The 26,220-nt window shown below is 61.8% G+C and carries 19 protein-coding genes; 12 read left to right on the forward strand and 7 right to left on the reverse strand.

Translation table 11 applies throughout. The annotated features are described in order from the left end of the window. Positions 1 to 97 precede the first annotated feature (97 nt). The 8 genes from rsmB (at position 98) to K0F86_RS14155 (ending at position 8,320) form a co-directional block, all read left to right on the forward strand. Positions 98 to 1,519, forward strand: a complete 1,422-nt coding sequence (gene rsmB, locus K0F86_RS14120) for a 16S rRNA (cytosine(967)-C(5))-methyltransferase RsmB (protein WP_219134954.1) — start codon at positions 98 to 100, stop codon at positions 1,517 to 1,519. 97 nt (positions 1,520 to 1,616) lie between these two features. Next, positions 1,617 to 2,123 (forward strand): DUF4390 domain-containing protein, encoded by a 507-nt coding sequence (locus K0F86_RS14125; RefSeq protein ID WP_257572158.1) that lies wholly within the window; start codon positions 1,617 to 1,619, stop codon positions 2,121 to 2,123. Further along, positions 2,123 to 4,420, forward strand: coding sequence for a PAS domain-containing sensor histidine kinase (locus K0F86_RS14130; RefSeq protein ID WP_219134955.1), 2,298 nt, complete (start codon positions 2,123 to 2,125; stop codon positions 4,418 to 4,420). Before K0F86_RS14125 ends, K0F86_RS14130 begins: the two co-directional genes overlap by 1 nt. Positions 4,421 to 4,518: 98 nt before the next feature. Further along, positions 4,519 to 5,238 carry a response regulator gene (locus K0F86_RS14135; protein WP_034784724.1) on the forward strand — a complete coding sequence of 240 codons (720 nt, stop codon included), beginning with the start codon at positions 4,519 to 4,521 and terminating at the stop codon, positions 5,236 to 5,238. Then, positions 5,235 to 5,636: a GTPase gene (locus tag K0F86_RS14140; protein ID WP_219134956.1), complete on the forward strand. Its 402-nt coding sequence runs from the start codon at positions 5,235 to 5,237 to the stop codon at positions 5,634 to 5,636. Before K0F86_RS14135 ends, K0F86_RS14140 begins: the two co-directional genes overlap by 4 nt. A 151-nt stretch (positions 5,637 to 5,787) precedes the next feature. Further along, positions 5,788 to 6,045, forward strand: coding sequence for a DUF3567 domain-containing protein (locus tag K0F86_RS14145; RefSeq protein ID WP_219134957.1), 258 nt, complete (start codon positions 5,788 to 5,790; stop codon positions 6,043 to 6,045). Positions 6,046 to 6,122: 77 nt separating this feature from the next. Further along, positions 6,123 to 6,902, forward strand: a complete 780-nt coding sequence (locus tag K0F86_RS14150) for a class II glutamine amidotransferase (protein WP_219134958.1) — start codon at positions 6,123 to 6,125, stop codon at positions 6,900 to 6,902. A gap of 137 nt (positions 6,903 to 7,039) precedes the next feature. Beyond that, positions 7,040 to 8,320: an EAL and HDOD domain-containing protein gene (locus K0F86_RS14155; protein WP_219134959.1), complete on the forward strand. Its 1,281-nt coding sequence runs from the start codon at positions 7,040 to 7,042 to the stop codon at positions 8,318 to 8,320. 104 nt (positions 8,321 to 8,424) lie between these two features. Here K0F86_RS14155 and K0F86_RS14160 read toward each other — a convergent pair whose 3' ends face one another. Then, the gene (locus tag K0F86_RS14160; RefSeq protein WP_219134960.1) at positions 8,425 to 8,796 is read right to left on the reverse strand and encodes an SPW repeat protein; all 372 of its coding nucleotides are present in this window, start codon (positions 8,794 to 8,796) and stop codon (positions 8,425 to 8,427) included. Positions 8,797 to 8,918: 122 nt separating this feature from the next. Then, positions 8,919 to 12,713, reverse strand: a complete 3,795-nt coding sequence (gene metH, locus K0F86_RS14165; RefSeq protein ID WP_219134961.1) for a methionine synthase — start codon at positions 12,711 to 12,713, stop codon at positions 8,919 to 8,921. 553 nt (positions 12,714 to 13,266) lie between these two features. Here metH and K0F86_RS14170 point away from each other — a divergent pair. Then, positions 13,267 to 15,702, forward strand: coding sequence for an IPT/TIG domain-containing protein (locus K0F86_RS14170; RefSeq protein ID WP_219134962.1), 2,436 nt, complete (start codon positions 13,267 to 13,269; stop codon positions 15,700 to 15,702). A 63-nt stretch (positions 15,703 to 15,765) separates the two neighbouring features. On the opposite strand, the gene fmt is transcribed toward K0F86_RS14170, so the two are convergent. Both fmt and def read right to left on the reverse strand, forming a co-directional pair. Next, positions 15,766 to 16,722, reverse strand: coding sequence for a methionyl-tRNA formyltransferase (gene fmt / locus K0F86_RS14175; protein WP_219134963.1), 957 nt, complete (start codon positions 16,720 to 16,722; stop codon positions 15,766 to 15,768). A gap of 96 nt (positions 16,723 to 16,818) precedes the next feature. Continuing rightward, positions 16,819 to 17,361 (reverse strand): peptide deformylase, encoded by a 543-nt coding sequence (gene def / locus K0F86_RS14180; RefSeq protein ID WP_219134964.1) that lies wholly within the window; start codon positions 17,359 to 17,361, stop codon positions 16,819 to 16,821. Between the two features lie 304 nt (positions 17,362 to 17,665). On the opposite strand from def, the gene dprA reads away from it, so the two are divergent. The 3 genes from dprA (at position 17,666) to K0F86_RS14195 (ending at position 22,269) form a co-directional block, all read left to right on the forward strand. Next, positions 17,666 to 18,769 carry a DNA-processing protein DprA gene (gene dprA, locus K0F86_RS14185; RefSeq protein ID WP_219134965.1) on the forward strand — a complete coding sequence of 368 codons (1,104 nt, stop codon included), beginning with the start codon at positions 17,666 to 17,668 and terminating at the stop codon, positions 18,767 to 18,769. Between the two features lie 94 nt (positions 18,770 to 18,863). Next, the gene (locus tag K0F86_RS14190; RefSeq protein ID WP_219134966.1) at positions 18,864 to 19,328 is read left to right on the forward strand and encodes a DUF494 family protein; all 465 of its coding nucleotides are present in this window, start codon (positions 18,864 to 18,866) and stop codon (positions 19,326 to 19,328) included. A 274-nt stretch (positions 19,329 to 19,602) separates the two neighbouring features. Continuing rightward, entirely contained in the window at positions 19,603 to 22,269 is a 2,667-nt protein-coding gene (locus K0F86_RS14195) for a DNA topoisomerase III (protein WP_219134967.1), read from the forward strand. A 72-nt stretch (positions 22,270 to 22,341) separates the two neighbouring features. Here the strand turns inward: K0F86_RS14195 and K0F86_RS14200 are convergent, their stop codons facing one another. From K0F86_RS14200 to K0F86_RS14210, 3 genes are all read right to left on the reverse strand, one after another. After that, entirely contained in the window at positions 22,342 to 23,067 is a 726-nt protein-coding gene (locus K0F86_RS14200; protein ID WP_219134968.1) for a hypothetical protein, read from the reverse strand. Between the two features lie 76 nt (positions 23,068 to 23,143). Beyond that, positions 23,144 to 24,553, reverse strand: coding sequence for an alkaline phosphatase (locus K0F86_RS14205; RefSeq protein ID WP_219134969.1), 1,410 nt, complete (start codon positions 24,551 to 24,553; stop codon positions 23,144 to 23,146). Between the two features lie 29 nt (positions 24,554 to 24,582). Further along, positions 24,583 to 26,034, reverse strand: coding sequence for an alkaline phosphatase (locus K0F86_RS14210; protein ID WP_219134970.1), 1,452 nt, complete (start codon positions 26,032 to 26,034; stop codon positions 24,583 to 24,585). Positions 26,035 to 26,220 lie beyond the last annotated feature (186 nt).

Genomic DNA, 26,220 nt, shown 5'->3' on the forward strand with positions numbered 1-26,220 from the left:
AGAGCGCCACAAACGCTACAATCGACCCTTTATTGATAACGCGCGGCCGCGACTTTGCCACCATGCAGCCCACCGCGCGCAGCCACACCGGATAACTATGAACAAGCGCCCCACGCTGAAATTGAAAACCAAGCCGGCGCCAGGCCAGGCGCCTGCCGCACCGAAATTGCGTCCCAGCTACCATCCCGACCTGAAACCGGTCTTGCAGCCAGGCTTCCAACCCGATTTGCGCGCCGACTCGCTGGCGTTTTGCCTGCTGGGCGCTGCCAATGCCGTGGCGCAAGTACGCACGGGAACGGCCCTGCCGCAGGCGCTGGCCAAGGTGTTTGCGCAATCGAACGCCAGCCCGCAGGCGCGCGGCGCCATCCAGGATATTTCCTACCGTACCATGCGCCAACTGGGCCGCAGCGAAACGCTGGTCGGCCTGATGACGTCGAAGGCGCCCGAGCCGCCGATGCTGGCCGCCCTGTTGTGCTGCGCGCTGTCGCTGATGTCGGCCGAGCCGGACGAGCAGCCGTACGAAGAATTCACGGTGGTCGACCAGGCTGTCACGGTGGCCACCTCGCACCCTGACCTGGCGCATGCCAAGGGCATGGTGAATGCCGTGTTGCGACGTTTCTTGCGCGAGCGCAAGTCCTTGCTGGAAGCGGCCCTGCAGCAACCTTTGGCGCAATGGAATTATCCGCAATGGTGGATCGATTCGCTGCGCCTGGCTTATCCGCGTGACTGGCAAGCCATTTTGACCGCCGGCAATGCCGTGCCGCCATTGACCCTGCGCGTGAATCGCCGCAAGAGTACGGTCGAAGCGTATCTGGCCGTGTTGCAGGAAGCGGGTATCGCCGCGCGCCAGGTGGGACCGTTTGCCGTACGCCTGGACAAGCCCATCGGCGTGGCGCTGATTCCCGGCTTCGAGCAGGGCGTCGTCTCCGTGCAGGATGCTGGCGCGCAACTGGCCGCGCCGCTGCTGGACTTGCAGGATGGCATGCGCGTGCTGGACGCCTGCGCGGCGCCGGGCGGCAAGACGTGCCACATCCTGGAACTGGCCGACGTGCACGTGACGGCCATCGATGCGGACGCCAAACGCTTGCCGCGCATCGCGGAAAACCTCGAGCGCCTGGGCCTGGACGCTACCTTGAAGGCGCAGGATGCGCAATCGAGCGCATGGTGGGACGGCCAGCAGTACGACCGCATCCTGGCCGACGTGCCGTGCACGGCCTCGGGCATCGTGCGTCGCCATCCCGACATTCGCTGGTTGCGCCGCAAGGGCGACGCGTTCCAACTTGCAACACTTTCCTCCAAAATTCTGGACAACCTGTGGCAGATGCTGCGCCCCGATGGTAAATTGCTGTTCGTGACATGTTCACTGTGGCCGCAAGAGTCCGAGGCACAGGCGGCGGCATTTGCGATGCGTAATAATGCGACCCGATTGACAGCGCCTGGCCAGCTGTTGCCGACTGGTAGCGCGGAGCAGGACCATGACGGTTTGTTCTATGCGCTATTCCAAAAAAATGCGGCTTGAGCGAGTCGTCGAACCTTTTCCTACGGACACCACCGGCACACTTGTGACAACACGACTCTTCCGACTCCTGGCCCTGCTGCTGATGCTGGCATGTACCATGCCGCGCGCGCAAGCCGCCGACATGGTCGAGATCACCCGCGCCTACATCGAATCGAGCGAAGAGGGCTACAAGTTGGCCGCCACCTACTCCTTTGATCTCAATCACGACCTCGATGATGCCGTGCAGCATGGCGTGCCCCTGTTTTTCACGACAGAAATCGAACTGACCCGGCCCCGTTGGTACTGGTTCGATGAAAAAGCCATCGTGGCGCGCCAGACCAGCCGGCTGTCGTACAACGTGCTCACGCGCCAGTATCATGTGTCGGGCGGCGGCTTGCAGCAAAGCTTCCCCACGCTCGACGATGCGCTGTTCCTGATCCGCCGTCCCAGCCGCTGGCTGGTGGCGCCGCGCGGCGCGCTGAAAGTCGGGCAGACGTATAACGTCACCTTGCGCATGGGCATGGACCGCGACTACCTGCCCAAGCCGATACAGGTGAATGCCTTCAATAACAGCGACTGGCGCCTGGCTTCGAATAAAAAAACCTTCTTGTATACGGCGGAGTAGTGAGTCAAGCATTACGCTATCTGCTGGTGGTGGGCGGCGGCATTGTCAGTATCCTGCTGTTCCTGCTGGCGTCGGCTTCCGACAATTCCGGTTTTTTCGACCGCTATTACACCTGGCTGCTGGGCCTGAACGCCGCCGTGGCCGTGGCCCTGCTGGCGCTGGTGGGCATTTCCCTGGGCCGCCTGTACGCGCGCTACAAGAGCGGCAAGTTCGGCTCCAAGCTGATGACACGTTTGGTGATGCTGTTCGCCGCCGTCGGCATCCTGCCGGGCCTGGTGATTTTTCTTGTCTCTGTACAATTCGTCTCCCACTCCATCGAATCCTGGTTCAACGTCAAGATCGAAGCGGCGCTGGAATCGGGGATTGAGTTGGGCCGCGCCGGCCTCGATGCGGCCCTGGTCGAGCTGGACCACCGGGGGCACAAGGTGGTCGCGGAACTGGGCACCGATCCGGCGGCGGGTCCGGCCGTGCTGACCAGCCTGCTGCGCGAAGAAGGCATGCAAAATGTCATGGTTGTCAGCGGCGACGGCGTGCTGCTGGCCAGCGCCGGACCACACAGCGCGGCTGACTTGCCCACGCCGGCCATGCTGGTGCAGGCCGCCTCTCCGGCCGGCTATGCTTACGCCGAAGGGGGGCAAGAGTTACACGATGATGGCGCGGAGTCGGGCGGTGGTGGTTTCCGTGCGGGCACGCCGGCGTCGCTGGAAACGGCGACCAGCCTGCGTTTGCGCGTGCTGGTGCCCGTGCCCGGACCCTCCGTCTCGCCCCGCTACCTGCAATTGCTGCAATCGGCGCCGCCCAAGCTGGCGACGAACGGCGAGGTGCTGCGGGCCGCCTACAGCGAATACAAGGAACGTTTCGTCGCGCGCGTGGGCTTGCGCAAGATGTACATGGAAATCCTCACCTTGACCTTGCTGCTGGCCATCTTTGGCGCCATCGGCAGCGCTTTCCTGATTGCGGGCAACCTGGCCCAGCCCCTGCTGCTGCTGGCGGAAGGCACACGCGCCGTGGCCGAGGGCGACCTGTCGCCGCGCCCCATCGTCGCCACCAAGGATGAACTGGGTACCCTGACGCAGTCGTTCAATATCATGACGCGCCAGTTGCTCGACGCGCGCACGGCCGTGGAAAGCAACCGCGCCGCGCTGCAAAACGCCAAGGCCCACCTGGAGTCGGTGCTGGCGAACATGTCGGCCGGCGTGATGGTGCTCGACGGCGATTTCAAGCTGGTGACGTGCAATGAATCGGTCGAGCGCATCTTGCAGCATTCGGGTATGAGCATCGTGGGGCAGTCGCTGGCGCATATTGCTGGAATGGAAGAGTTTGGAAGCGCCATCATCAGCGCCTTCACGGCGCAAAGCGCGCAATCGGCGTCGGGCCGCAACCAGCAGCGCCTGCACTGGCAGCGCCAGATCGAGATTCCGCGCCGCCTGGGCAGCAGTGCCGACGAGCATGACATCACGCTGCTGGCGCGCGGTTCGCGCTTGCCGCTGGAGTCGGGCAGCGGCTACATCGTCGTCTTCGATGATATTTCCGACGTGATTTCCGCGCAGCGCTCGATCGCCTGGGGCGAGGTGGCGCGCCGCCTGGCGCATGAAATCAAGAATCCGCTCACGCCCATCCAGCTGTCGGCCGAGCGCCTGCAGATGAAGCTTGAGGGCAAGCTGGAGCAGCCCGATGCGGACTTGCTCAACCGCGCCACCACCACCATCGTCAAGCAGGTCGATGCGATGAAGCGCATGGTCGACGACTTCCGCGACTATGCGCGCACGCCGCCAGCCGTGCTCACGCCGCTGCGCCTGAACGAACTGATCGAAGAAATCCTGAACCTGTACCTGCGCGGCGATGATGGCGACATCATCCACCCGCAACTGGCGCCGAATCTGCCGATGGTGATGGGCGATCCGACCCAGTTGCGCCAGGTGATACATAACTTGCTGCAGAACGCGCAGGACGCCATGGCCGACCTGCCGCCGGACTCGCCGCATCCGCGGATTGACGTAAGGACGGAAGCAATTCATTATCGCAGTGCGGACGGCGGCGTGAATATCGCCGTGCGGCTGGCCATCACCGACAATGGCCCTGGTTTCGCGCCAAAAATCCTGGCGCGCGCCTTCGAACCCTATGTGACCTCGAAGGCGCGCGGCACGGGATTGGGCCTGGCGATGGTAAAGAAAATTATCGATGAACACGGCGGACGCATCGATATCGAGAACCGGGTCGACGGCAATGGCGCTTCGGTGGTCATTTTGCTGTTAAAGTTAGCTCCCGACACTCCTGCCCAGGATTTCCTGGCGTGAGGGTCTGGTTTAGTATTTAAAACACTAATAAAATCATAGCTGTCCGTCGTGTACATCTTGTGCACGACGGCCGGCGAAATGAGGAAGGCAAGACACGAATGGCAAACATACTCGTAGTGGATGATGAAATGGGTATCCGTGAGTTGCTCTCGGAAATTCTGGGCGACGAAGGACATGCTATCCAGCTGGCCGAAAATGCGCAGCAGGCGCGTGAAGCGCGTGCCGCCGGTGCGCCGGATCTGGTATTGCTGGATATCTGGATGCCCGACACGGACGGCGTGACCTTGCTCAAGGAATGGCAGCGCGACGGCTTGCTGACCATGCCGGTGATCATGATGTCGGGCCACGCCACCATCGATACGGCGGTCGAGGCGACGCGCATCGGGGCCATGAACTTCCTGGAAAAACCGATTGCCTTGCAAAAACTGCTGAAAGCAGTCCAGCAAGGCTTGACGCGGGCACAGGAAACCGTGCGCGCACCGAGCGTGGCGCCGCGTCCCGTGGCACCCGTGGTGGCCGAGGAAAGCAGCCACCCCGTGCCCAGCTTTGGCGGCAGCGCACCGCAACAGCTGATGGTGCGCCCGGGCATCGCCGTACCGGCGGTGGCGGAAGGCCATGGCTACAACCTGTCGTTCGACTTGCCGCTACGCGAGGCGCGCGACGCGTTCGAGCGCATGTATTTCGAACACCACCTGGGCCGCGAAGGCGGCAGCATGACCCGCGTGGCGGAAAAAACAGGTCTGGAGCGTACCCATTTGTACCGCAAGCTGAAACAGCTGGGCGTCGAACCGGGCAAGCTGGCCAAGAAAAGCCTGTGACGGCAGCCGTGCGGCGTCCGACGCCGCTGACCCTGGTCAGCGGTGGACGCGCCGCCGGGCGCGAGGCTGCCATCGCGCAAGCCTTGGCGCCTGGCGAACCGGCCGCCGTGATCCTTGAGGGATTGGCTGACGGCAACGCCATCCTGGCCGACCTGGCCGGGCAAGTCTCCCCTTCTCCATCATTTCCATTGCAACTGTTGCGCATCGCGCCCGGTTGCCTGTGCTGCAGCGGCAATCTCGTATTGCGTGTAACATTGAATCGTCTGCTGCGCCATCCTCCCGCGCGCTTGTTCATCAGCCTGGCCGATGCCACGCACATCGAACAATTGCGCGCCTGGCTCACTGCCAGTCCCTACGACGTCCTGCTGGCGCTGCAAGCCGACATCGTGCTTTCCTGACGACTTCCCGATGGAACTGCCGCACTTGCCTTTGCATCTCGTTACAACTCTGTAGCCCGCCGGGTGGCATGGCGCTTGAAATGGCGCCGTATCAGCCCCACCTCTGTTCTGAAACCGCAGGAGGCTCTCCTGCTTGAGCGAAGGATGCAAAATGAACCTGATCTATAACAGCGAACAATACAGCGTCGTGGAATTCGGCGCCGACGGCGACCTGGAAGCCCTGCGCTTTGGCGGCTATGAAATCGTCGACAAGGGCGGCAAACGCGAGACGTTTATCGCCGGCATCCTTGCGCAAAACTTCCGCCGCGACGTGACGGAATTGATCGCCAGCGAACCCAGCATGGAAGAGATCGATGAATTTTTGGGCAGCTACGATTCCCTCATGAGCCAGCCAGTCCTGTTGCACTAGGGTGGTGGCTATCGTCACCATACCAATCCGCCGGGCGGCATGGTATGGTGGCCGTGTTATCCAGCTGCAAACAGACCATGTGCCAACTTCTCGGAATGAATTGCAATGTCCCCACGGACATTGTCTTTAGTTTTACCGGCTTCGCCATGCGCGGCGGCCATACCGATACCCACCATGACGGCTGGGGCATCGCCTTTTTCGAGGGCGCCGGCGTGCGCCATTTCGTCGACCACCAGGCGGCCATCGCCTCGCCCGTGGCCGAACTGATCAAACGCTACCCGATCAAGTCGCGCAATGTCATCGCGCATATCCGCAAGGCTACGCAAGGCCAGGTGGCGCTGGAAAATTGCCACCCGTTCGTGCGCGAACTGTGGGGCCGTTACTGGGTATTCGCCCACAATGGCGATTTGAAACAATTTCATCCCGTGCTGACGGGCAGTTACCGCCCCGTCGGCTGCACGGACAGCGAACTGGCTTTCTGCTATCTGCTGCAGGAATTGCATGCGCGCTTTGGCGATGCTCCGCCGGCCTTGCCGCAACTGCATGCCGCGCTGGCGGAATTGTTGCCCAGCATCGCCGCCCACGGCACCTTCAACATGATGCTGTCGAGCGGCGAGGCGCTGTTTGCCCATTGCTCGACCAGCTTGCACTATCTGGTGCGACAACATCCGTTTCCAACTGCTAAACTCTCCGATGAAGACCTGAGCGTGGACTTTTCCCAGGTGACGACGCCCCAGGACCGCGTGGCCGTGATCGTTACCCAGCCGCTGACGACGAATGAGCAGTGGACGGCGTTTGCGCCCGGTGAATTGAAATTATTTGTCGACGGGATGGTGCAAGACACGCCAGCGGCCTAATTTGTTGACGACAATACGCCGGATTGCTGCCAAAATACCCACAGCGCGGGCGAAATTCAGCTAAAGTATTGTCAATAGTGAACCTTGATGCGGGCACCGCGCGGCCGGTGTCACTCGACCTGATTGATGAAGACTTAATGATCGATATTTCCAGCAATGACATCACCCCGAAACCCTTGCGCGTGCGCGAGTTCTATCTGGGTCGACAACCTATCCTTGACCGCAATCAAGCCCTGTTTGGCTATGAGTTGCTATTCCGCAACGCTCCGGTCGGTCCCGCCAACATCACCAGCGACCTGTCCGCCACGGCTTCCGTGATCGCTCACGCATCCCAGCTGGGGATGGAAAAGGTGATCGGCGACGCGCTCGGTTTCGTCAACGTCGATGCCGACGTGATCATGAGCGACATCTTCGTTTTCCTGCCGCGTGAAAAAGTCGTGCTGGAAATCGTCGAATCGATGCCTGTCACGCCGGAAGTGCGCGCGCGTATCAGTGAACTGGTGGGCCATGGCTTCACTTTCGCGCTGGAAAACGTGGTGGCCGACACGTCGCAAGTGCAGGAACTGTTGCCGCTGGTGCAATACGTCAAGATGGACATGAGCACGGTCGACCCGAAAGTGCTGGCGGCGCTGGCGCCCCGTTTCAAGCAGGAAAGCAAGAAACTGGTGGCGGAAAAGGTCGAGACGCGCGAAGAATTCAAGTCGGGCCTGGACCTGGGCTTCGATTATTTCCAGGGTTATTATTTCGCCAAGCCCGCCATCATGACGGGCAAGAAGCTGTCGCCGTCGCAACTGGCCGTCATGGAACTGATGACACTGGTGACGTCCGACGCCGACAACATGGATATCGAGCGCGCCATCAAGCGCGACGTGTCGCTGGCCCTGAACTTGCTGCGCCTGGTCAATACACCGGCCGTGGGCGCGCGCCAGCGCATCGATTCGCTGAGCCAGGCCGTGACCGTGCTGGGCCGTCGCCAGCTGCAGCGCTGGCTGCAAATCATGCTGTACGCGGAGCCAAGCAAGCGCGGCCATAGCATGACGCCGCTGCTCATGCTGGCCACCACGCGCGGCCGTTTACTCGAATTGCTCGCGCATAAACTGCGGCCGAACCACGCCCATTCGGCCGATATCGCCTTTACGGTCGGCATCATGTCCCTGATGGATACCCTGTTCGGCGTGCCGATGTCGGAAATCCTCAGCCAGATCGAAGTGATCGACGAAGTGGCTGAAGCGCTGCTGTCGCGCGAAGGCTTCTACGGCGACCTGCTGCGCCTGGCCGAATGCATCGAGCGCATCGAAGACATGGAAGGCGAGATCGTACCGACCCTGCGCGACCTGGCCATGTCGCCGGACGACCTGGTGGAGCTGGAAATGGCTGCCTACGAATGGAGCGATAACGTTGTCAGGTATGCGCTGTAGGTCGGATTAGCGCGGCCGTCAGGCCACGCGTAATCCGACAACATTGTTGGCGCGTTCTTCAAAAGCCCTGCACGGCATCGCCGTGACAGGGCTTTTTTACGCCGCTACGCTGCCGCGCCGGGCCAGTGCTTGTGCAGCTCGGGGTCGGTGCGCAGTTCCCACAGGGCCAGCACGACGACGGCGATGCCGACGATCAGCTCGTTCCACATGACGACGCGCTGGTCGGCCAGCCGCAGGACCCATGGCGAGACGGCGACCCAGACGCCCACCAGCAGGTTGACGACGACGGCCCAGAAATAGGTCTTGTACAGGTCGAAGGCGGCCAGCACGGCGATCACCAGGCCCGAGGCAAAGGCGTTGATCATCTGCGGTGAGCCTTCGGAATAGGAAAAAGCCCAGGGCGAAACGAGCAGCCACAGGCCCAGCAACAGGATCAGTTGATCTTGCCAGCGTTTCAGTTTGAAATTGCTTGCCATATATCCTCCTTAGCCAGTCAGGGAACGGGCCGGAGCGGGCATGCAGCATGCCGACCGGCATACTGCGTTAGTGCGCTGCGGCGCGCGATAAGTTCCGCGCGCCTTGTGCTTATATTATGGCATTACGACAGATTCGGCGCCAGCCAGCGTTCCACGTCCTCGATGCTGGCGCCGCGGCGCTTGGCCATGTCTTCCACCTGGTCCATGCCGATCTTGCCGACGACGAAGTATTTCGACTCCGGGTGGGCAAAATAGAAGCCGGAGACGGCCGCGCCGGGGAACATGGCATACGATTCCGTCAGCTGCATGCCGATGTCCTCGGCCTGCATGACCTCGAACATTTCTTTCTTGACCGTGTGCTCGGGGCAGGCCGGGTAGCCGGGCGCGGGGCGGATGCCGACATATTTTTCGCCGATCATGTCGTCATTGCTCAGCTTCTCGTCCGGCACATAGCCCCACAAATCCTTGCGCACGCGCTCGTGCAGGTATTCGGCAAATGCCTCGGCCAGGCGGTCCGCCAAGGACTTCAACATGATGGACGAGTAATCGTCGTGTGCATCCTCGAAGCGCTTTTCGTACTTTTCGATGCCCAGGCCGGACGTGACGGCGAACATGCCGATGTAATCGTTCACGCCCGATGCCTTCGGTGCAATGAAGTCGGCCAGGCACTGGTTCGGCCGTTGCACGCCGTCGACCACGGGTTTGACGCCTTGCTGGCGCATGCCGTAATACGTGAACGCCACGCTACTGCGCGTATCGTCCGTGTACACCTCGATATCGTCGTCATTGACGCTGTTCGCCGGCAGCAGGGACACGACGCCGTTGGCCGTCAGCCAGCGCCCGTCGATGAGTTTTTTCAGCAGGGCCTGGCCTTCCGCATAGACCTTGGTGGCCGCGTCGCCCACCACTTCATCCGTCAAAATGGCGGGGAAGGGGCCGGCCAGGTCCCAGGTCTGGAAGAACGGGCCCCAGTCGATGTAATTGGCCAGGGTGGCCAGGTCGACATTTTTAAACACGCGGCGGCCGATGAACTTCGGTTTCACGGGCGTGCAGGCGCCGTCGAAGGCCACGATCATCTTGTTGGCGCGCGCCTGCGCCAGCGGCAGGATGGGCAGCGCCTTCTTGTTGGCGTGCTGTTCGCGGATGCGCGCGTAGTCGAGTTCGATGTCTTGCACATACTTGTCGCGCTGTTCCGGCGTCAGTAACGATTGCGCCACGGACACGGAACGCGAGGCGTCCGGCACGTAGATCACGGGGCCTTCGTAGTTGTGCGCGATTTTCACGGCCGTGTGGGCGCGGCTGGTGGTGGCGCCGCCGATCAGCAGGGGAATCTTCAGCATGCGGAAATGCTCGTCGCGCTGCATTTCCTTGGCGACATACGCCATTTCTTCCAGCGACGGCGTGATCAGGCCGGACAAGCCGATGATGTCCGCGTTTTCCACCTTGGCGCGGGCGAGGATTTCCGAGCACGGCACCATCACGCCCATGTTCACCACTTCGAAGTTATTGCATTGCAAGACTACCGTGACGATATTCTTGCCGATGTCATGCACGTCGCCCTTGACGGTCGCCATGATGATCTTGCCCTTCGGCTTGGCGACGATGCCCGTGCGCTTTTCTTCCAGCAGCTTTTCTTCCTCGATGAATGGAATCAGATGGGCCACGGCCTGCTTCATCACGCGCGCCGATTTCACCACTTGCGGCAGGAACATTTTACCTTGGCCAAACAGGTCGCCCACCACGTCCATGCCGGCCATCAGCGGGCCCTCGATCACGTGGATGGGACGCCCGCCATTGTGCAGCAGCTCCTGGCGCGCTTCTTCCGTGTCTTCCACGATGAATTGCGTGATGCCATGCACCAGCGCATGCGACAGGCGTGCCTGTACGGTGCCTTCGCGCCAGGCCAGGGTTTGCGCCTCGGCCTTGCCGCCCGCCTTCAGGGTGCCGGCGATCTCGATCATGCGCTCGGTCGAGTCTTCGCGGCGATTCAGCACCACGTCTTCCACGCGCTCGCGCAATTCCGGGTCGAGGTTGTCGTACACGCCCACCATGCCCGCGTTGACGATGCCCATGGTCATGCCGGCCTTGATGGCGTGGTACAGGAAGACGGTATGGATGGCTTCGCGGGCTGGATCGTTGCCACGGAAACTGAACGACACGTTCGACACGCCGCCCGAGATCTTTGCGTACGGCAGGTTTTCCTTGATCCAGCGCGTGGCATTGATGAAGTCGACGGCGTAGTTGTTGTGCTCTTCGATGCCGGTGGCCACGGCAAAGATGTTCGGGTCGAAAATGATGTCTTCCGGCGGGAAGTCCAGCGCATCGATCAATAAATGGTATGCGCGGGCGCAAATCTCGATCTTGCGCTCGAAGGTGTCGGCTTGCCCCTTTTCATCGAAGGCCATGACGATCACGGCGGCGCCATAGCGGCGGCACAGTTTCGCCTGGCGCAGGAATTCCGCCTCGCCTTCCTTCATGGAAATGGAATTGACGATGGCCTTGCCCTGCACGCATTTCAGGCCCGCCTCGATGACCGACCATTTCGACGAGTCGACCATGATGGGCACGCGCGAAATATCGGGTTCCGAGGCGATCAGGTTCAAAAAGCGCGTCATGGCGGCCAGCGAGTCGAGCATCGCTTCATCCATGTTGATGTCGATCACTTGCGCGCCGTTTTCCACTTGCTGGCGCGCCACGGACAGCGCCTCGTCGTATTGCTCGTTGAGAATCATGCGCGCGAACGCTTTCGAGCCCGTGACGTTGGTGCGCTCGCCCACGTTGACGAACAGCGACTCGTCGTTGACGACGAACGGCTCCAGGCCGGCCAGGCGCAAGTCGTGCGACGGGGCCGGCACGGTGCGCGGCGTATTTTTTGACAGCAACTCGCCGATGGCGGCGATGTGCTCGGGCGTGGTGCCGCAGCAGCCGCCCGCCATGTTCAAAAAGCCCGCGTCGGCAAATTCGCGCAGCAGGGCGGACGTGTCGGCTGGCAACTCGTCAAAGCCCGTGTCGCTCATGGGGTTGGGCAAGCCCGCGTTCGGGTAGATGCAGACAAAGGTGTCGGCGATCCTGGCCAGTTCTTCCGCGTACGGGCGCATCAGGGCGGCGCCCAGCGCGCAGTTCAGGCCGATGGTCAGCGGTTTCGCGTGGCGCACGGAATTCCAGAAGGCGGGCACGGTCTGGCCCGACAAAATGCGTCCCGAGGCGTCCGTGACGGTGCCGGAAATCATCAGCGGCAGGCGCACGACGGTCGGATTTTGCTCGTAGAACAGGTCGATGGCGAACAGGGCCGCCTTGCAGTTCAAGGTATCGAAAATGGTTTCCACCAGCAGCACATCGGCGCCCCCTTCCACCAGGCCCTGCGTCTGCTGCAGGTAAGCGGCCACCAGCTGGTCGAAACTGACGTTGCGCGCGGCCGGGTCGTTCACGTCGGGCGAGATCGATGCCGTCTTCGGCGTGGGGCCCAGGGCGCCGGCGACGAAGCGCGGTTTGTCCGGGGTGGAATACTTGTCGCAGGCGGCGCGCGCCAGTTTTGCCGCCTGCACGTTCATTTCATAGGCCAGGTGGGCCATGTGGTAATCGTCTTGCGCGATCGTCGTGGCGCCGAAGGTATTCGTTTCGATCAGGTCGGCGCCGGCCGCCAGGTAGCGCTCGTGGATTTCCTGAATGATGTGCGGCTGGGTGAGCGTGAGCAGCTCATTGTTGCCTTTAACGAACAGTTCGCGCGCGCCACTGTCGGCCGGCGCGGCGAAATCGATGAAGCGGCCGGCGGGGCCGCCACGGTACGCTTCTTCGTCGAGCTTGTATTGCTGGATGATCGTGCCCATGGCGCCGTCGAGGATCATGATCCGCTGCGCCAGAATGGCGCGCAAGGTGGCTTCGGTCGGGGACATGGCGGGGATCACGGTATCGTTCATTTCATGCTTTCAATAGGCAAACGGGCGGCGGCGCGGCGACAAGACAGGTACGGGGCGGTTGCGGGTCAGCAGGATCCGCTGACGGAGAGTGCCGGCCGGGTAGGGCAGGCAGAAGGTGGCAATCGCCTGATTTCACCGGGTCTAAAATTATACGGCATCAGGCTGCTTTGGTTTTAAGCAAAAGCGGCCGTTCGCCCCACGGCAAGCTTTCTTGCAACACATCGCCTTGCGCCGCACCTGTTTCTGAAAATGCCATTCCTGAAAATCTTGCTCAAAACGTTAATTCTTCCACCAAAATTGGCAGAAATGGATGTCGACCAGGCTGTGGAAAAATTTTTACATTATTTGTGCCATATCAGCCTGTTTTTAATGAATCAAAAGCAGCAATAGTTGTCTTTAGGAATCGAATTAACCGATAATATTGGTTCCTCGAAAGTAAATTCTCACCAAAAGTCACCAATATGTCACATTTCTCTCGTGTCCTCCCCTGCATCGCGCTGCATCAGCATGGTTGCCAGCCATGAAAAACCATTTGCTAGTTGCATTGTTTGTCATGTTGGGTCTGTCCGCCTGCGGCGGCGGTGGTGGTGGCGACACGGTGGTGACGACCACCTCGGGCAATCCCGTCGTGATTCCTGCCGTGACGGCCGTCTCGGCGGCGAATGTCGCCGTCGGTGGCAGCCTGGTGGTCACGGGCACGAATTTGAGCCGCGTGACGGCCTTCCAGGTGGGCGGCGTGACGCTTGCCACCAGCGCCGCCAGCGACACCAGCGCGACTCTGGCCATGCCGGGCGTGCCCGTATCGGGCGCCTTGAGCCTGGTCAGCGCCAGCGGCACGGCGGCCACCAGCTATAACGTCAATGTGTACCTGCCATTGAGCGTGGGCAGCATCGCACCAGCGACGGGCGGCGTCGGTTCCAGCGTGACGATCACGGGCGGCGGCATGGGCGCCGTGACGGCGGTGCAGTTTGGCAATGGTGCGGCGACGACGCCGCAAAGCCAGACGTCCGGCAGCGTGACCGTGGTGGTGCCCCTGGGTGCGGCAACGGGGGCACTGACGGTGCGCGGTCCATACAACGATGCCATCAGCAGCGATGCGTACAAGGTCTTGGCGAGCGTGGTCGTGACGTCGATCACGTCCGCCGTCAACAGCGGGACCTTGTCGGTGACGCTGCAGGGCAGCAATCTTGACCAGGTCAGTTCGGCGTCGGTGGGCAAAACGCCAGCCGTGATCGTCAGCGCCAGTGCCAGCCAGCTGGTATTGTCTGCACCAGGCTCGGCAACGGGCGATGTGATGCTGTCAGCCGCTGCGCGCATCGCCGTCAATGCGGGTACGGTGTCGGCCTTTACCCTGGGCAGCATTGATTTCGCGCAGGTACTGAACCTGAACGCCAGCAATACGGCCTTGCACCTGACGCGCGGCAAGCAGGCCGCCGTGCGCGTGTCCGTGCTGGCCTTGCAAGCGGGCCAGGCCAGCCCCGCCGTGACCTTGATTGCGACCGCCGCCAATGGCAGCAACCTGGGCAGCATCAGCATGAGCGGTCCCCAGGTCTTGCCGACGGCGAAAAGCGATTACAGTTTCAACGGCAATTTCAGTGCCGTCCTGCCTGCAGGCTGGATCTTGCCCGGCGTGCGCGTGCGCGTGACGGCCGTGGGCAATGACGGCGTGCAAGTGAGCCAGGAAGCGGCGCCTGCCGTTTCCAGCGCGGCGCGCATCCGCCTGGTACTCGTGCCCTTGAGTACCGATGATGGCGTGGCACAATTGCCTGACGTCAAGGATATCCGCGCGGCGCTGCTGCGCGTCTATCCGTATGCGACGGAAAACATCAGCATCACCACGCGCACTGCGCTGAGCATGCCTGGCAGCAGCACGGCCGACAGCTGGTGGAGCAACGCCCTGGGAGAGCTGGAAAGCAAGCGGGTGCAGGAAGACAGCGGCGCCTATTATTATGGTTTCGTACCGAAAATGTCTGTCACCCGCGCCGCGGGCCTGGCCTATATCAACGGCCGCAGCAGCGGCAGCGACAGCACCTCGGCCATCGGCCTGGACGCCAGGTTCGATACCAGCGCGGCGTTCGATCCCTTCGGCAATGGCTGGCCTGAATGGCTGACCACGCTCGTACATGAACTGGGCCACAATCACTCGCTGCAGCACGTTCCCTGCGGTAGCCCGGCTGGTGCCGCTGCCGATTACCCGTATGCAAATGGTGAATTGGGCCCGCAACCGCTGTACAACAGCGACTATGCGGGCAACATCGGCCAGCTGAGCAAGGCAGTCAATGGCGGCACGCCGATGAAGGACGTGATGAGCTATTGCAGCGGCGCCTGGTTCTCCGACTACAGTTATGCGCGGGTGCAGCAATTCCTGGAAAAACGCAGCACGCAAATAACGGGCAGCAATGTGCTGGCCGCCAGCATGTCCGTGGCCGAAAATGGCTACCTGACCATTTCCGGCCGCATCACGCCGGCCGGCGTGGGGCTGCGTCCCGCCATTGCCTCGTCCACGCGTGTGGGCGCAGCGGCCAGCGGCAGCGGCCAGGCGTACACGCTGCGGGTTTTGACGGCATCGGGAACGACTATCGACTTGCCCTTCGACGCGGTCACCGTGGCCGACCATGGCGGCAGCGCCATGCGCCACTTCCGCGTCAGTTTCGCCAACCCGGGCGATATCAGCGACGTGGAAGTATTGTCAAATGGTAAGCCATTGCCCCGGCTGGAGCGTTCGGCGCGCCACAGCAAGGCCGCCAACGATGGCAGCTTTGAGGCAGCGCAAAGCGCTGGCAAGCTGGCGCTGGTCTGGGATGCCCAGGCGGAACCGTACGCCGCCGTGCTGCACGTGGCCGCCGATGGCCGCAAGACGGTGGTCGCCAGCGGCTTGACGGGTGGAAATGCCAGCGTCGACGTCAGCGCCTTGCCGGCCGGTGGCCGCTTTGAGGTCAGCCTGTCGTCGTCCGTGGGTGGACGGTTGATGAAGGTGCAGCGCCGCTAAGGCCGTGGCTGGACGTAAAAAGGGCTTGCCGCGGCAAGCCCTTTTTTTTATGGCGCCAGGTTCTTAAACGAAGCGTTTGCCTTCGAGCGGGAAGCCCTTGATGAATTCGGCCGCGGGCAGGCGCTTGCCGCCCGGCTTTTGCAGTTCCGTCAGGCGCAGCGAGCCATTGCCGCAGGCCACGACGATGCCGAGCTGGGCGTCGGCCGCCAGCACCTGGCCCGGCGCTTCCTTGCTGTCCGCTTCGAGTACCTCGGCGGCCCAGATCTTGATGGTCACGCCATCGACCTGGCCGCAGGCGCCGGGAAACGGATTGAAGGCGCGGATTTTCAGGCCCAGTTCCAGCGCGGGCTGGCTGAAATCGAGCGCCGCCTCGTCCTTGGCGATCTTTGCCGCATAGGTGACGCCCGCTTCCGGCTGCGGCACGGCTTCCAGCGGCTGCTGCTGCATCTTGCGCAAGGTCTCGACGATCATCTTGCCGCCCAGCATGGCCAGCTTGTCGTGCAGGCTGGCGGTGGAGTCGCCCGCTTCGATGGGCGTGCGCTCGATGGCCAGCATGGGGCCTGTATCGAGGCCTTCTTCCATTTGCATGATGGTCACGCCCGTTTCATCGTCGCCGGCCTCGATGGCGCGGTGGATGGGCGCCGCACCGCGCCAGCGCGGCAGCAATGAACCGTGGATATTGATGCAGGGTTTGATATCGAGCGTGCTGCGCGGCAAGATCAAGCCATAGGCCGCCACTACCATCACGTCGTAATCGGTGGCCAGCAGGCGCTCGTGGGCCGCCTTTGCCTCGGCGGCGCGCTGCGGGTCCTTGCTGTCCATGCGCAGGGACAAGGGCTGCAGCACTTCGATGCCGTGTTCCTGCGCGTATTGCTTGACGGCCGAGGCGTGCAGTTGCATGCCGCGTCCGGCCGGGCGGTCGGGCTGGGTCAGCACCAGCGGAATGTCGAAGCCCGCTTCGTGCAAGTCTTTCAGGGCCGTGGCGGCGAATTCAGGCGTGCCTGCGAAGATCACTTTCATATGGTTCCTTGACGTGAGGTGCGCAGGCCCGCGCCGGAGGCGCCAGGCTGGCATGGTGTAACGACGACTGTTGCTGCTTAGTCTACCAGCAGTGGCTTAGAAGCGGCGGTTCTGAGCGCGCAGGCTCGCTTCGCGCTCGAGACCACGGACTTCCTTGATCATCTTGGCCTTGATGCGGTTGCGCTTGAGCGGCGACAGGTATTCGACGAATACCTTGCCCAGCAAATGATCCATCTCATGCTGGATGCAGACGGCCAGCAAGCCATCGGCTTCCAGCTCGAACTGCTTGCCGTGGCGGTCCAGGGCGCGCACCTTGATGCGGGCCGGACGCTCGACGCCATCGTAGACGCCGGGCACGGACAAACAACCTTCGTCGTAGACCTGCTTTTCTTCGCTGGCCCAGGTGATCTCCGGGTTGATGAATACTTGCAGCTGGTTTTTCTCTTCGGTGATGTCGATCACCATCATCTGGATATGCGCGTCCACTTGCGACGCGGCCAGGCCGACGCCGGGGGCGTCGTACATGGTTTCGGCCATGTCGTCGATCAGGGTTTGCAGGCGCTCGCCAAATTCGGTGACGGGCTTGGCGATCGTGTGCAGGCGAGGATCGGGGTAACGCAGGATATTTAATATGGACATACGGATTCGACTGGTTAAGGTGGGCGCCGGTGCGCCTGATTATTCATGCCTGGGCCATGCGGACGATGGCAGGGCTATTTTATTTGAATGCGCTACGGTGGGGCGCGTATGGCGCAACGGCGCGGCAGATGCGTTTGCCAGTGCGCTATTCGTTTGCTGCAAAGGGAAATTTTATCACAGACGCCCATGACGCTGTGGATGCGGGGCCGTTTTGCGGCGCCATTGCGCGCATTGTTGCGCGCGTCGGTATCGCGTGCCTGCCAGGGCGCTAGCATGGGAGGGCACAGTACACAGCGAGGTTGTCATGCATGCACTTGCCACAACGGCGGACACGGCCACGGAACTGGCGGGTTGGCTGCGCCTGCAGCATCTGCCCGGCGTGGGGCCGGTGGCGGCGCGCGCCTTGCTGACCCGCTTCGGCTTGCCGCCGGCCATTTTCGCCGCATCATTCGATGCCTTGCGCGAGGTGGTGCCGACCAGCGTGGCGCGCGCCATCGTGCAAGCGCCCAAACCGGTGGCCAACAGCCAGCTGGCGCTCACCCTGCAGTGGCTGCAGCGGCCCGGTAATGCCGTGCTGACCCTGGCCGATGCCGCGTATCCGCCGCTGTTGCTGGAAATCGCCGATCCGCCGCTATTGTTATATGTACGGGGGCGAACGGAACTGCTGTCGCGTCCCGGCGTGGCCATCATCGGCAGCCGCAATGCCAGCGCGCAAGGCATGCAGAATGCGGCCGCTTTTGCGCACGCCCTCAGCGCGGCGGGCTTGACCATCATTTCCGGGCTGGCGCTGGGCATCGACACGCACGCGCACGAGGGCGGCTTGCGCGGCGCGGGCGCCACCGTCGCCGTGATCGGCACGGGCGCCGATTTGGTATATCCGCGACGCAACCTTGATCTGGCACAAAGAATTGCCGAACAAGGTTGCATCGTCAGCGAGTACGCACTGGGCTTGCCGGCCATGCCGGGGAACTTTCCGCGTCGCAACCGGCTCATCAGCGGCCTGGCGCGCGGCGTGCTGGTGATCGAGGCAGCCGCGCAATCGGGCTCCCTGATCACGGCGCGCCTGGCCGGCGAGCAGGGGCGCGACGTGTATGCCTTGCCCGGCTCCATCCATGCGACTTTGGCCAAGGGCTGTCATGCGCTCATCAAGCAGGGCGCCAAGCTGGTCGAGTCGGCCGATGACGTACTGCAAGAGTTGCAGTGGCTGGGCGGCGTTCCCCTCGTGCCGCCAGCGGTGGCAGACGAGACGCCGCTGCAGGCCGCGCTGGGCCACGATCCCGTCGACGCCGATACCCTGGCCGCGCGCAGCGGCCTGGCCATGGGCACGCTGATGGGGGAATTGCTGGCGCTGGAGCTGGCGGGCCTGGTGGAACGCTTGCCGGGAGGATTGTTTCAACGCTGCAAATGACAGCTTGTCACTTGTGTGGCGGCCTTGCCGCACAGGGAGGCTTTGTCGGCGCGCACTCTTGTGTCGTAGCGAACTTAGCTGATAGAGTAGAGCCATGTTCGATATCCTGGTGTACCTCTACGAGACTTACTATCGCCCCGACGCCTGCCCCGAGCCGGCCGTCCTGGCGCGCAAACTGTCGGCCGTCGGTTTCGACGACGTGGAGATTTCCGAAGCGCTGGTCTGGCTGACGGACTTGAACGCCATGGCGGGCGCCGAGCAAACCCTGACGGCCAGCTCCACGGGCACGCGCTTCTATGTCAAGCAGGAAAGCGACGTGCTGGGCACGGCCGCCATCGGTTTCATCCAGTTCCTGGAAAGCGCCAAGGTGCTCTCGCCGCTGCAGCGCGAAATCGTCATCGAACGGGCGCTGGCGCTCGACGAGGCGCCCGTGTCGCTGGGCAAGCTGAAAGTCATCGTGCTGATGCTGCTGTGGAGCCAGGGCAAGGAACCGGACGCGCTGATGTTCGACGATTTATTCGTCGACGACGAAGATCTCCCGCCGCGCCTGCTGCACTAGTATATAAACACCCCCGGTCGTACCTGGCGCCGCTGCCGCGCCATCTCCCTTACTTATATGCGGCGGCACCGCGCCCGCCAGCCCATTGTGTTTGCGCTGGCGCATTCTTGCTTGCAGATAACTTGCCGAATTCTTCAATAGGCGCTTATCATTGGCCGCTTGACAAGACCACAAGTCACAAGGCATTGCGCAGACAAAAGCGTCGGTGCCTGGCAATGCACTGTATGATGCGCATGCTGAAACTATCCTAGAGCATTTTTCGAGACCACAAAATATGACAAAAACCCTCATCATCGCCGAGAAGCCTTCTGTCGCGAACGATATCGCGAAGACGCTTGGCGGCTTCACCAAGCACGATGAGTACTTTGAATCGGACGAGTACGTCCTGTCGTCGGCGGTCGGCCACTTGCTGGAGATCGCCGTACCGGAAGAATTCGACGTGAAGCGCGGCAAATGGAGTTTCGCGCACTTGCCGATGATTCCACCGTATTTCGCGCTGAACCCGATCGCCAAGACGGAAGCGCGCCTCAAAGTATTAAACAAGCTGATCAAACGTAAAGACGTCACCACCCTCATCAACGCATGCGATGCGGGGCGCGAAGGCGAGCTGATTTTCCGCCTGATCGCGCAAAACGCGAAAGCCAAGCAACCGGTCAAGCGCCTGTGGCTGCAGTCGATGACGCCGGGCGCCATCCGCGACGGTTTCTCGCACCTGCGCAGCGATGAAGAAATGCTGCCGCTGGCCGATGCGGCCCGCTGCCGTTCGGAAGCCGATTGGTTGATCGGCATCAATGGCACGCGTGCCATGACGGCGTTTAATTCGAAAGAGGGCGGCTTCTATCTGACCACCGTGGGCCGCGTGCAGACGCCGACCCTGTCCATCGTCGTTGAACGCGAAGACAAGATCAAAAAATTCGTGCCGCGCGACTTCTGGGAAGTGCGCGCCGAATTCGTTTGCGCGGCCGGCATCTATGAAGGCCGCTGGCTCGACACGAAGTTCAAGAAAGACGAGAACGACCCCGAGAAGCGCGCCGAGCGCCTGTGGAGCAAGACGGCTGCCGACTCGATCGCCACCGCCTGCCGCGGCCGCCAGGGCATCGTCACGGAAGAATCGAAACCGACCACCTCGATGGCGCCGGGCCTGTTCGACCTGACCAGCTTGCAGCGCGAAGCGAACTCGCGTTTCGGCTTCTCGGCCAAGAATACCCTGGGCCTGGCCCAGGCGCTGTATGAAAAGCATAAAGTGCTGACGTATCCGCGTACCGATTCGCGCCACCTGCCGGAAGACTACATCCCGACCGTGCTGCAGGCGCTGGAAACGGTCAAGGAAAACAGCAACTACCACCAGTTCGCCAAGCAGATCGTCGACAAGGGCTGGGTCAAGCCGAACAAGCGTATTTTTGATAACACGAAGATCTCGGATCACTTCGCGATCATCCCGACGACGATCGCGCCAAAGAATTTGTCCGAGCCGGAACAAAAATTGTACGACCTGGTCACGCGCCGCTTCATGGCCGTGTTCTTCCCGCCTGCCGAATTCCAGGTCACCACGCGCTACACGGAAGTGTCCGGCCATCAGTTCAAGACTGAAGGCAAGGTCATGACCAATCCGGGCTGGCTGGCCATCTACGGCAAGGAAGCATCGACGGACGCCGACAAGGAAAGCAATGGCAACGGCAACCTGGTGCCGGTCGCCAAGGGCGAGAAAGTACAGACGGAAAGCGTCAACGCCAACGGCCTGGTCACCAAGCCGCCAGCGCGATATACCGAGGCGACCTTGCTGTCGGCCATGGAAGGCGCCGGCAAGCTGATCGACGACGACGAGTTGCGCGATGCGATGGCCGGCAAGGGTCTTGGCACCCCGGCGACGCGCGCGGCCACCATCGAGGGCTTGCTGACGGAACGCTATCTGATCCGCGAAGGCCGCGAACTGATCCCGACGGCCAAGGCCTCGCAGCTGATGACGTTGCTCAAAGGCCTGGGCGTCAATGAATTGACGGCGCCAGAGCTGACGGGCGAGTGGGAATACAAGCTGTCGCAGATGGAAAAAGGCAAGATTTCGCGTGAAGAATTCATGCGTGAAATCGCGCAGATGACGCAAATCATCGTCAAGCGCGCCAAGGAATACGACAACGACACGATTCCCGGTGATTACGCCACCCTGGAAACGCCCTGCCCGAATTGCAGCGGCGTGGTGAAGGAAAACTACCGTCGTTTCGCTTGCACCAAGTGCGAATTTTCGATGAGCAAGACACCGGGTTCACGCCAGTTCGAAATCGCCGAAGTGGAACAATTGCTGAAGGACCGCACCATCGGCCCGCTGCAAGGCTTCCGCTCGAAGATGGGCCGTCCGTTCGCCGCCATTCTGCGCATCGTGCGCGATGAAGAGATCAAGAATTTCAAGCTGGAATTCGATTTCGGCCAGAACGACGAGAGCGAAGATGGCGAAGGCGTCGATTTCACGGGCCAGACGCCCGTGGGACCTTGCCCCAAGTGCAATGCCGGCGTGTACGAAATGGGCCTGGCCTATGTGTGCGAACACAGCATGGCCAAGCCGAAGACGTGCGATTTCCGCAGCGGCCGCATCATCTTGCAGCAGGAAATCTTGCCGGAACAAATGGCAAAACTGCTCAACGATGGCAAGACGGACCTGCTGCCGGGCTTTGTGTCGCAGCGTACCCGTCGCCCGTTCAAGGCTTTCCTCGTGCGCGGCAAGGATGGCAAGGTGAGCTTCGAGTTTGAAGAGCGCAAGGCCAAGCCGGGCGCCAAGGTCAAGGCGGCAGCGACCGAGGTCGAAGGCGAAGAAGGCGCGGCGCCGGCGAAGAAAACGGCCGTCAAGAAAGCGGCAGCCGTCAAAAAGGCGCCAGCGAAGAAAGCCACGGCCGTGAAAAAGCCGGCCGCCAGGAAGGCGCCGGCGAAGAAAGCGGCAGCGGCGGAGTAATCGGGCGCCAGCCAGACAGGCAGACAAAAGCCAGGGATCGCTCCCTGGCTTTTTTTACGTCCCGAGGCTAGCTTAGTCCAGGTAGTCGGAATACTCGCGCTGCGCGTAATTCTGCAAATTCGCCCACGGCTGCGCCTTGCTGACGGTCGGCTGCAGCTTGACGTCGACCCGGCGATAAAAAGTGTTGGCGCGGTCGCCGCTTTCGATGATCAGGGGAATCTGTTTTTGCTCATCCCACAGGATGCGCTGGAACACGCCATTCTTTTCCACTTCGCGCCAGCGCGCGCCCGTCACGTTCGACGCCTGTTTCGACAGTGGCATGGCGGTGATCAGTTTCGGGTCCAGCAAATAAAAACTGTTTTCCCAGGAACCGTCGAAATTGACGTTTTCGTACTCGGCCTTGGGAATCGAGACGACGATCTTGTCGTGTGCATCGATGTATTCCACGCGCACGGTGTTCTTTTCCAGCATCACGTGACGCGGTATCAGCACGGGATTGAAGTGCTTGTGCTCATGCTGCGTGGCCTTCAGCGCGACTTTGGTATTTTCGCCATGCTTGTGGCCGGCATGCGCGTCGGTCGAGGGCGCCAGCACGCGCTCGACCCACACGTGGCCGGGGCGGCGCAGCATTTTTTCTTCGTAGCGGCTTTCGCGCGTCACGCCTTCCGGCGTCAGCACGCGGCTGTAATAAGTGATGCCCAGGTCCAGGTCGGCGGGAGCGGAAGGGGTTGCAGGAGCGGCTTGCGCGCTGGCGGCAAAGCCGGCGGCCAGGAGGACGGCGATCAGGGTCGATTTCATGGTGTTGCCTTTACGTGCAGAGGGGCGGAGGGCAAAACTGCCATCCGCCCCGGTGGGGTTACCGTGTTGATGCAGATCAGAAGCCGAATGCCGCCTTCAGCAAGTCAAATACCTTGGTGTTGTCCAGCGTGCCCTTGAAGGCCTTGGCGCCGGCGCCCGTGGCCAGCAGCTTGACGTCGCCGCCGCCGTGGGTTTCGCTGGCCAGGCGCACGCCTGTTTCTTGCAGGTAGTTGTCGGACAGGGCCGTGGCGCTGTCGACGTTGGTGCGCAGGTCAGGGCGGTTCGGGCCGTTGCCGAACACCAGGGTGGTATAGGTATTGCCGTCTTCATCCTTGCTTGGCGCGTTATCCTTGTAGCTGCGGTTGATGTCGAGGATAGGGTTGCCGCGCTTGCCGTAGCCGTTGAACGCCAAGGTGTGGTCGTGGTCGGCCGTGACGACGATCAGGGTATTTTCCAGCTTCGGATCGGTTTCCCTGACCTTGTCGATGGCCGCCTTGATGGCGTCGTCGAAGGCGATGGTGTCGACCAGCGCGCGCTTGGCATTGATGCCGTGCAAAGCGTGGTCGATGCGGCCGCCTTCGACCATCAGGAAGTAGCCAGCATTGTTTTTCGACAGCAGGTCGATGGCTTTCAGCGTCATTTCCGACAGGCTAGGCTGGTTGGCGCCGTCGGCCGATGGCTTGGACGAGGTGCGGTCCAGTTCATAGTCGAGGTGGCTCTTCGCGCTGTACAGGCCGATGAACTTCTTGTTGGCTGGCGCGGCAAGCATTTCCGCTTTCGTCGCGGCCACGGTATAGCCCTTGGCCGCGAATTCCGTCAACAGGTTGCGGCCGTCGGCGCGGCCGCCCTTGTTGCTGGCCGACCATGGCGTGAAGTGGTTGCGTCCGCCACCCATCAGCACGTCCACGCCGTCGCCCAGGGCCGTGTTGTAGCCGACGCCGCCCGGCGCCGTTTGCGCGGCGATCGCGTATTGCGCATTGCGGTTGCAGATGTGCGAGAAGGTCGTCGCCGGCGTGGCATGCGTCAATTCCGTGGTGGTGATGGCGCCCACGGCCTTGCCCTTGGCTTTCGCCAGTTCCAGGATGGTCGGCACGCTCTTGCCGCCAACCGGGCAGTTGTCCACGCCCAGGTTGCCGTTGGCGTCGCGGCCCGGTTCCTTGGCGATGGTTTCCTGCGCCATCGAGATGACTTCATTGTTCATCTTGACGCCGGTCATGTAGGCGGCCATCGATGGGGCGCTGTCCGTCGTTTGCGCATCGTGCGAGAACGTCTTGATGCGCGCCGTGCGTTCCAGCTTGTCCATGTTCAGGCTGCCCTCTTCCTTGTACTTGAAGATGCGCGCCGCCGTCACGACGGAAGGGCCCATGCCGTCGCCGAGGAAGAAGATGACGTTCTTGGCGTCGGCGGCATAGGCGCTGGCGACGCTGGCGGCCACGAGCGTGGTCAGCAAGGAGAGTTTCAGGGCGGGTTTCAATGCGAGTTTCATGTGCTTGTCCAATTCTTGTCTCTTGGGGATTACAGACCGCCGGCGGTCTTGACCAGGCCGAATACTGTGGTGTTCTCGATGGTGCCCAGGAAGGTTTCCGAACCCTTGCCGATGGCGCCCAGGAAGACGTCGGTGCCGCCGTGGGTTTCATTGCCGACCGAGGTGCGGATCACCGCTTCCTGATGGTAATCATTGGCGCTGGTGACGGTTTCATCGAGGCTGGCCATGGTGGCGCGGCTCGATTGCGTGCGCTTTTCGCCATTGCCGAAGCCGATGATCGAATACGGTGCGCCGTCCAGGTCTTTTTCGACCGCGCCGGTGACGTAATTCTTCACCACGCCCAGCACGCCAGGGTTGCCGGCAGCCGTCTTGCCCGTGCGCTTGGCATAGCCGTTCAGCACCAGGGTGTGGTCATGGTCGGCCGTGACGACGATCAGGGTATTGGCCAGGGTCGGATCGGTGAGCTTGGCTTTTTCGATGGCCGCCTTGATGGCGTTGTCAAAAGCAACCGTGTCTTGCAGGGCCTTCTTGGCCGTCGTTTCGTGCAGCGCATGGTCGATGCGGCCGCCTTCGACCATCAGGAAATAGCCCTTCTTGTTCTTGGCCAATACATCCATGGCCTTGGTGGTCATTTCCGCCAGGCTAGGTTCCTTGGCCGCATCGCGGTCCAGGTCGTAGCTCATGTGGCTGGAGGTGAACACGCCGAACAGGCGCTCCGTCTTGGCCGGATCGACAGCCTTGAAGTCGGTGGCGTTGTTGGCGATGGTGTAGCTCTTCGCTTTCAGCTCGGCCACCAGGTCGCGGTCGTCGGAACGCTTGCCGCCGTTCTTGAATGGCGTAAAGAATTGCGCGCCGCCGCCGAGCACCACTTCCAGGCCGGTGGTGCCCAGGGCGCTGTTGTAGCCCGTGCCGCCTGGCACGAGCGCTGCGGCGATATCGTTTTCCAGGTCGCGGTGGCAGATGTGCGAGTAGGTAGCCGCCGGCGTGGCGTGCGTCACGCGCGTCGTGCTGACGACGCCGGCCGCGTAGCCCTTGGCCTTGGCCAGTTCCAGCAAGGTGGTGGCGGGCGTGCCGTTGCCGGTGCCGCATTTGTTGACCAGCTTGTTGCCGTTGACATCCTTGCCTGGATCGATGGCGAGCGTGTTGGTCGACATGGAAATGACTTCATTGTTCATCTTGACGCCCGTCATGTAGGCGGCCATCGATGGCGCGCTGTCGGTGACTTGCGCATCGTTCGAGAAGGTCTTGACGAAGGCCGTTTCTGGCAAGGTGTCCATGGTCAGTGCGCCCTCTTCGCCTACCGAGTAGATGCGCGCGGCCGTCATGGTGGTCAGGCCCATGCCATCGCCGAGGAAGAAAATGACGTTTTTCGGCGGGGCCTCAGCCACTACCTCTTCTTTTTTTGCATCACTGCCGCAAGCGGCCAGCATCAGGGTGATGGCGACGCTGCAGCCAGCGACGGAAATTTTTCTGCGTGTCATGTGGTTCATCCGGCTAGGTTTGAAAGAGCTAGCAAGATAGCAATCCAATGTGACACCCTGATGACGCTGTGACATGTTTTGTGACGCTGCTGCGCAGGCGCAGGTGGCGCGGCTTTTGCGCACGTCATTGCTGGAAAAATACACCGTATCGTGCCGCCTTCGGTATATTGCATCGAAATATGCAAC

The sequence above is a fragment of the Janthinobacterium sp. UMAB-60 genome (genome assembly GCF_900095235.1).
Lineage (GTDB): Bacteria > Pseudomonadota > Gammaproteobacteria > Burkholderiales > Burkholderiaceae_D > Janthinobacterium.

Coding starts and splice junctions, on each gene's coding strand:
- rsmB (WP_219134954.1), top strand. CDS start 98: ATGAACAAGCGCCCCACGCTGAAATTGAAAACCAAGCCGGCGCCAGGC.
- K0F86_RS14125 (WP_257572158.1), top strand. CDS start 1,617: ATGCCGCGCGCGCAAGCCGCCGACATGGTCGAGATCACCCGCGCCTAC.
- K0F86_RS14135 (WP_034784724.1), top strand. CDS start 4,519: ATGGCAAACATACTCGTAGTGGATGATGAAATGGGTATCCGTGAGTTG.
- K0F86_RS14145 (WP_219134957.1), top strand. CDS start 5,788: ATGAACCTGATCTATAACAGCGAACAATACAGCGTCGTGGAATTCGGC.
- K0F86_RS14150 (WP_219134958.1), top strand. CDS start 6,123: ATGTGCCAACTTCTCGGAATGAATTGCAATGTCCCCACGGACATTGTC.
- K0F86_RS14155 (WP_219134959.1), top strand. CDS start 7,040: ATGATCGATATTTCCAGCAATGACATCACCCCGAAACCCTTGCGCGTG.
- K0F86_RS14160 (WP_219134960.1), bottom strand. CDS start 8,796: ATGGCAAGCAATTTCAAACTGAAACGCTGGCAAGATCAACTGATCCTG.
- metH (WP_219134961.1), bottom strand. CDS start 12,713: ATGAACGATACCGTGATCCCCGCCATGTCCCCGACCGAAGCCACCTTG.
- K0F86_RS14170 (WP_219134962.1), top strand. CDS start 13,267: ATGTTGGGTCTGTCCGCCTGCGGCGGCGGTGGTGGTGGCGACACGGTG.
- fmt (WP_219134963.1), bottom strand. CDS start 16,722: ATGAAAGTGATCTTCGCAGGCACGCCTGAATTCGCCGCCACGGCCCTG.
- def (WP_219134964.1), bottom strand. CDS start 17,361: ATGTCCATATTAAATATCCTGCGTTACCCCGATCCTCGCCTGCACACG.
- dprA (WP_219134965.1), top strand. CDS start 17,666: ATGCATGCACTTGCCACAACGGCGGACACGGCCACGGAACTGGCGGGT.
- K0F86_RS14190 (WP_219134966.1), top strand. CDS start 18,864: ATGTTCGATATCCTGGTGTACCTCTACGAGACTTACTATCGCCCCGAC.
- K0F86_RS14195 (WP_219134967.1), top strand. CDS start 19,603: ATGACAAAAACCCTCATCATCGCCGAGAAGCCTTCTGTCGCGAACGAT.
- K0F86_RS14200 (WP_219134968.1), bottom strand. CDS start 23,067: ATGAAATCGACCCTGATCGCCGTCCTCCTGGCCGCCGGCTTTGCCGCC.
- K0F86_RS14205 (WP_219134969.1), bottom strand. CDS start 24,553: ATGAAACTCGCATTGAAACCCGCCCTGAAACTCTCCTTGCTGACCACG.
- K0F86_RS14210 (WP_219134970.1), bottom strand. CDS start 26,034: ATGACACGCAGAAAAATTTCCGTCGCTGGCTGCAGCGTCGCCATCACC.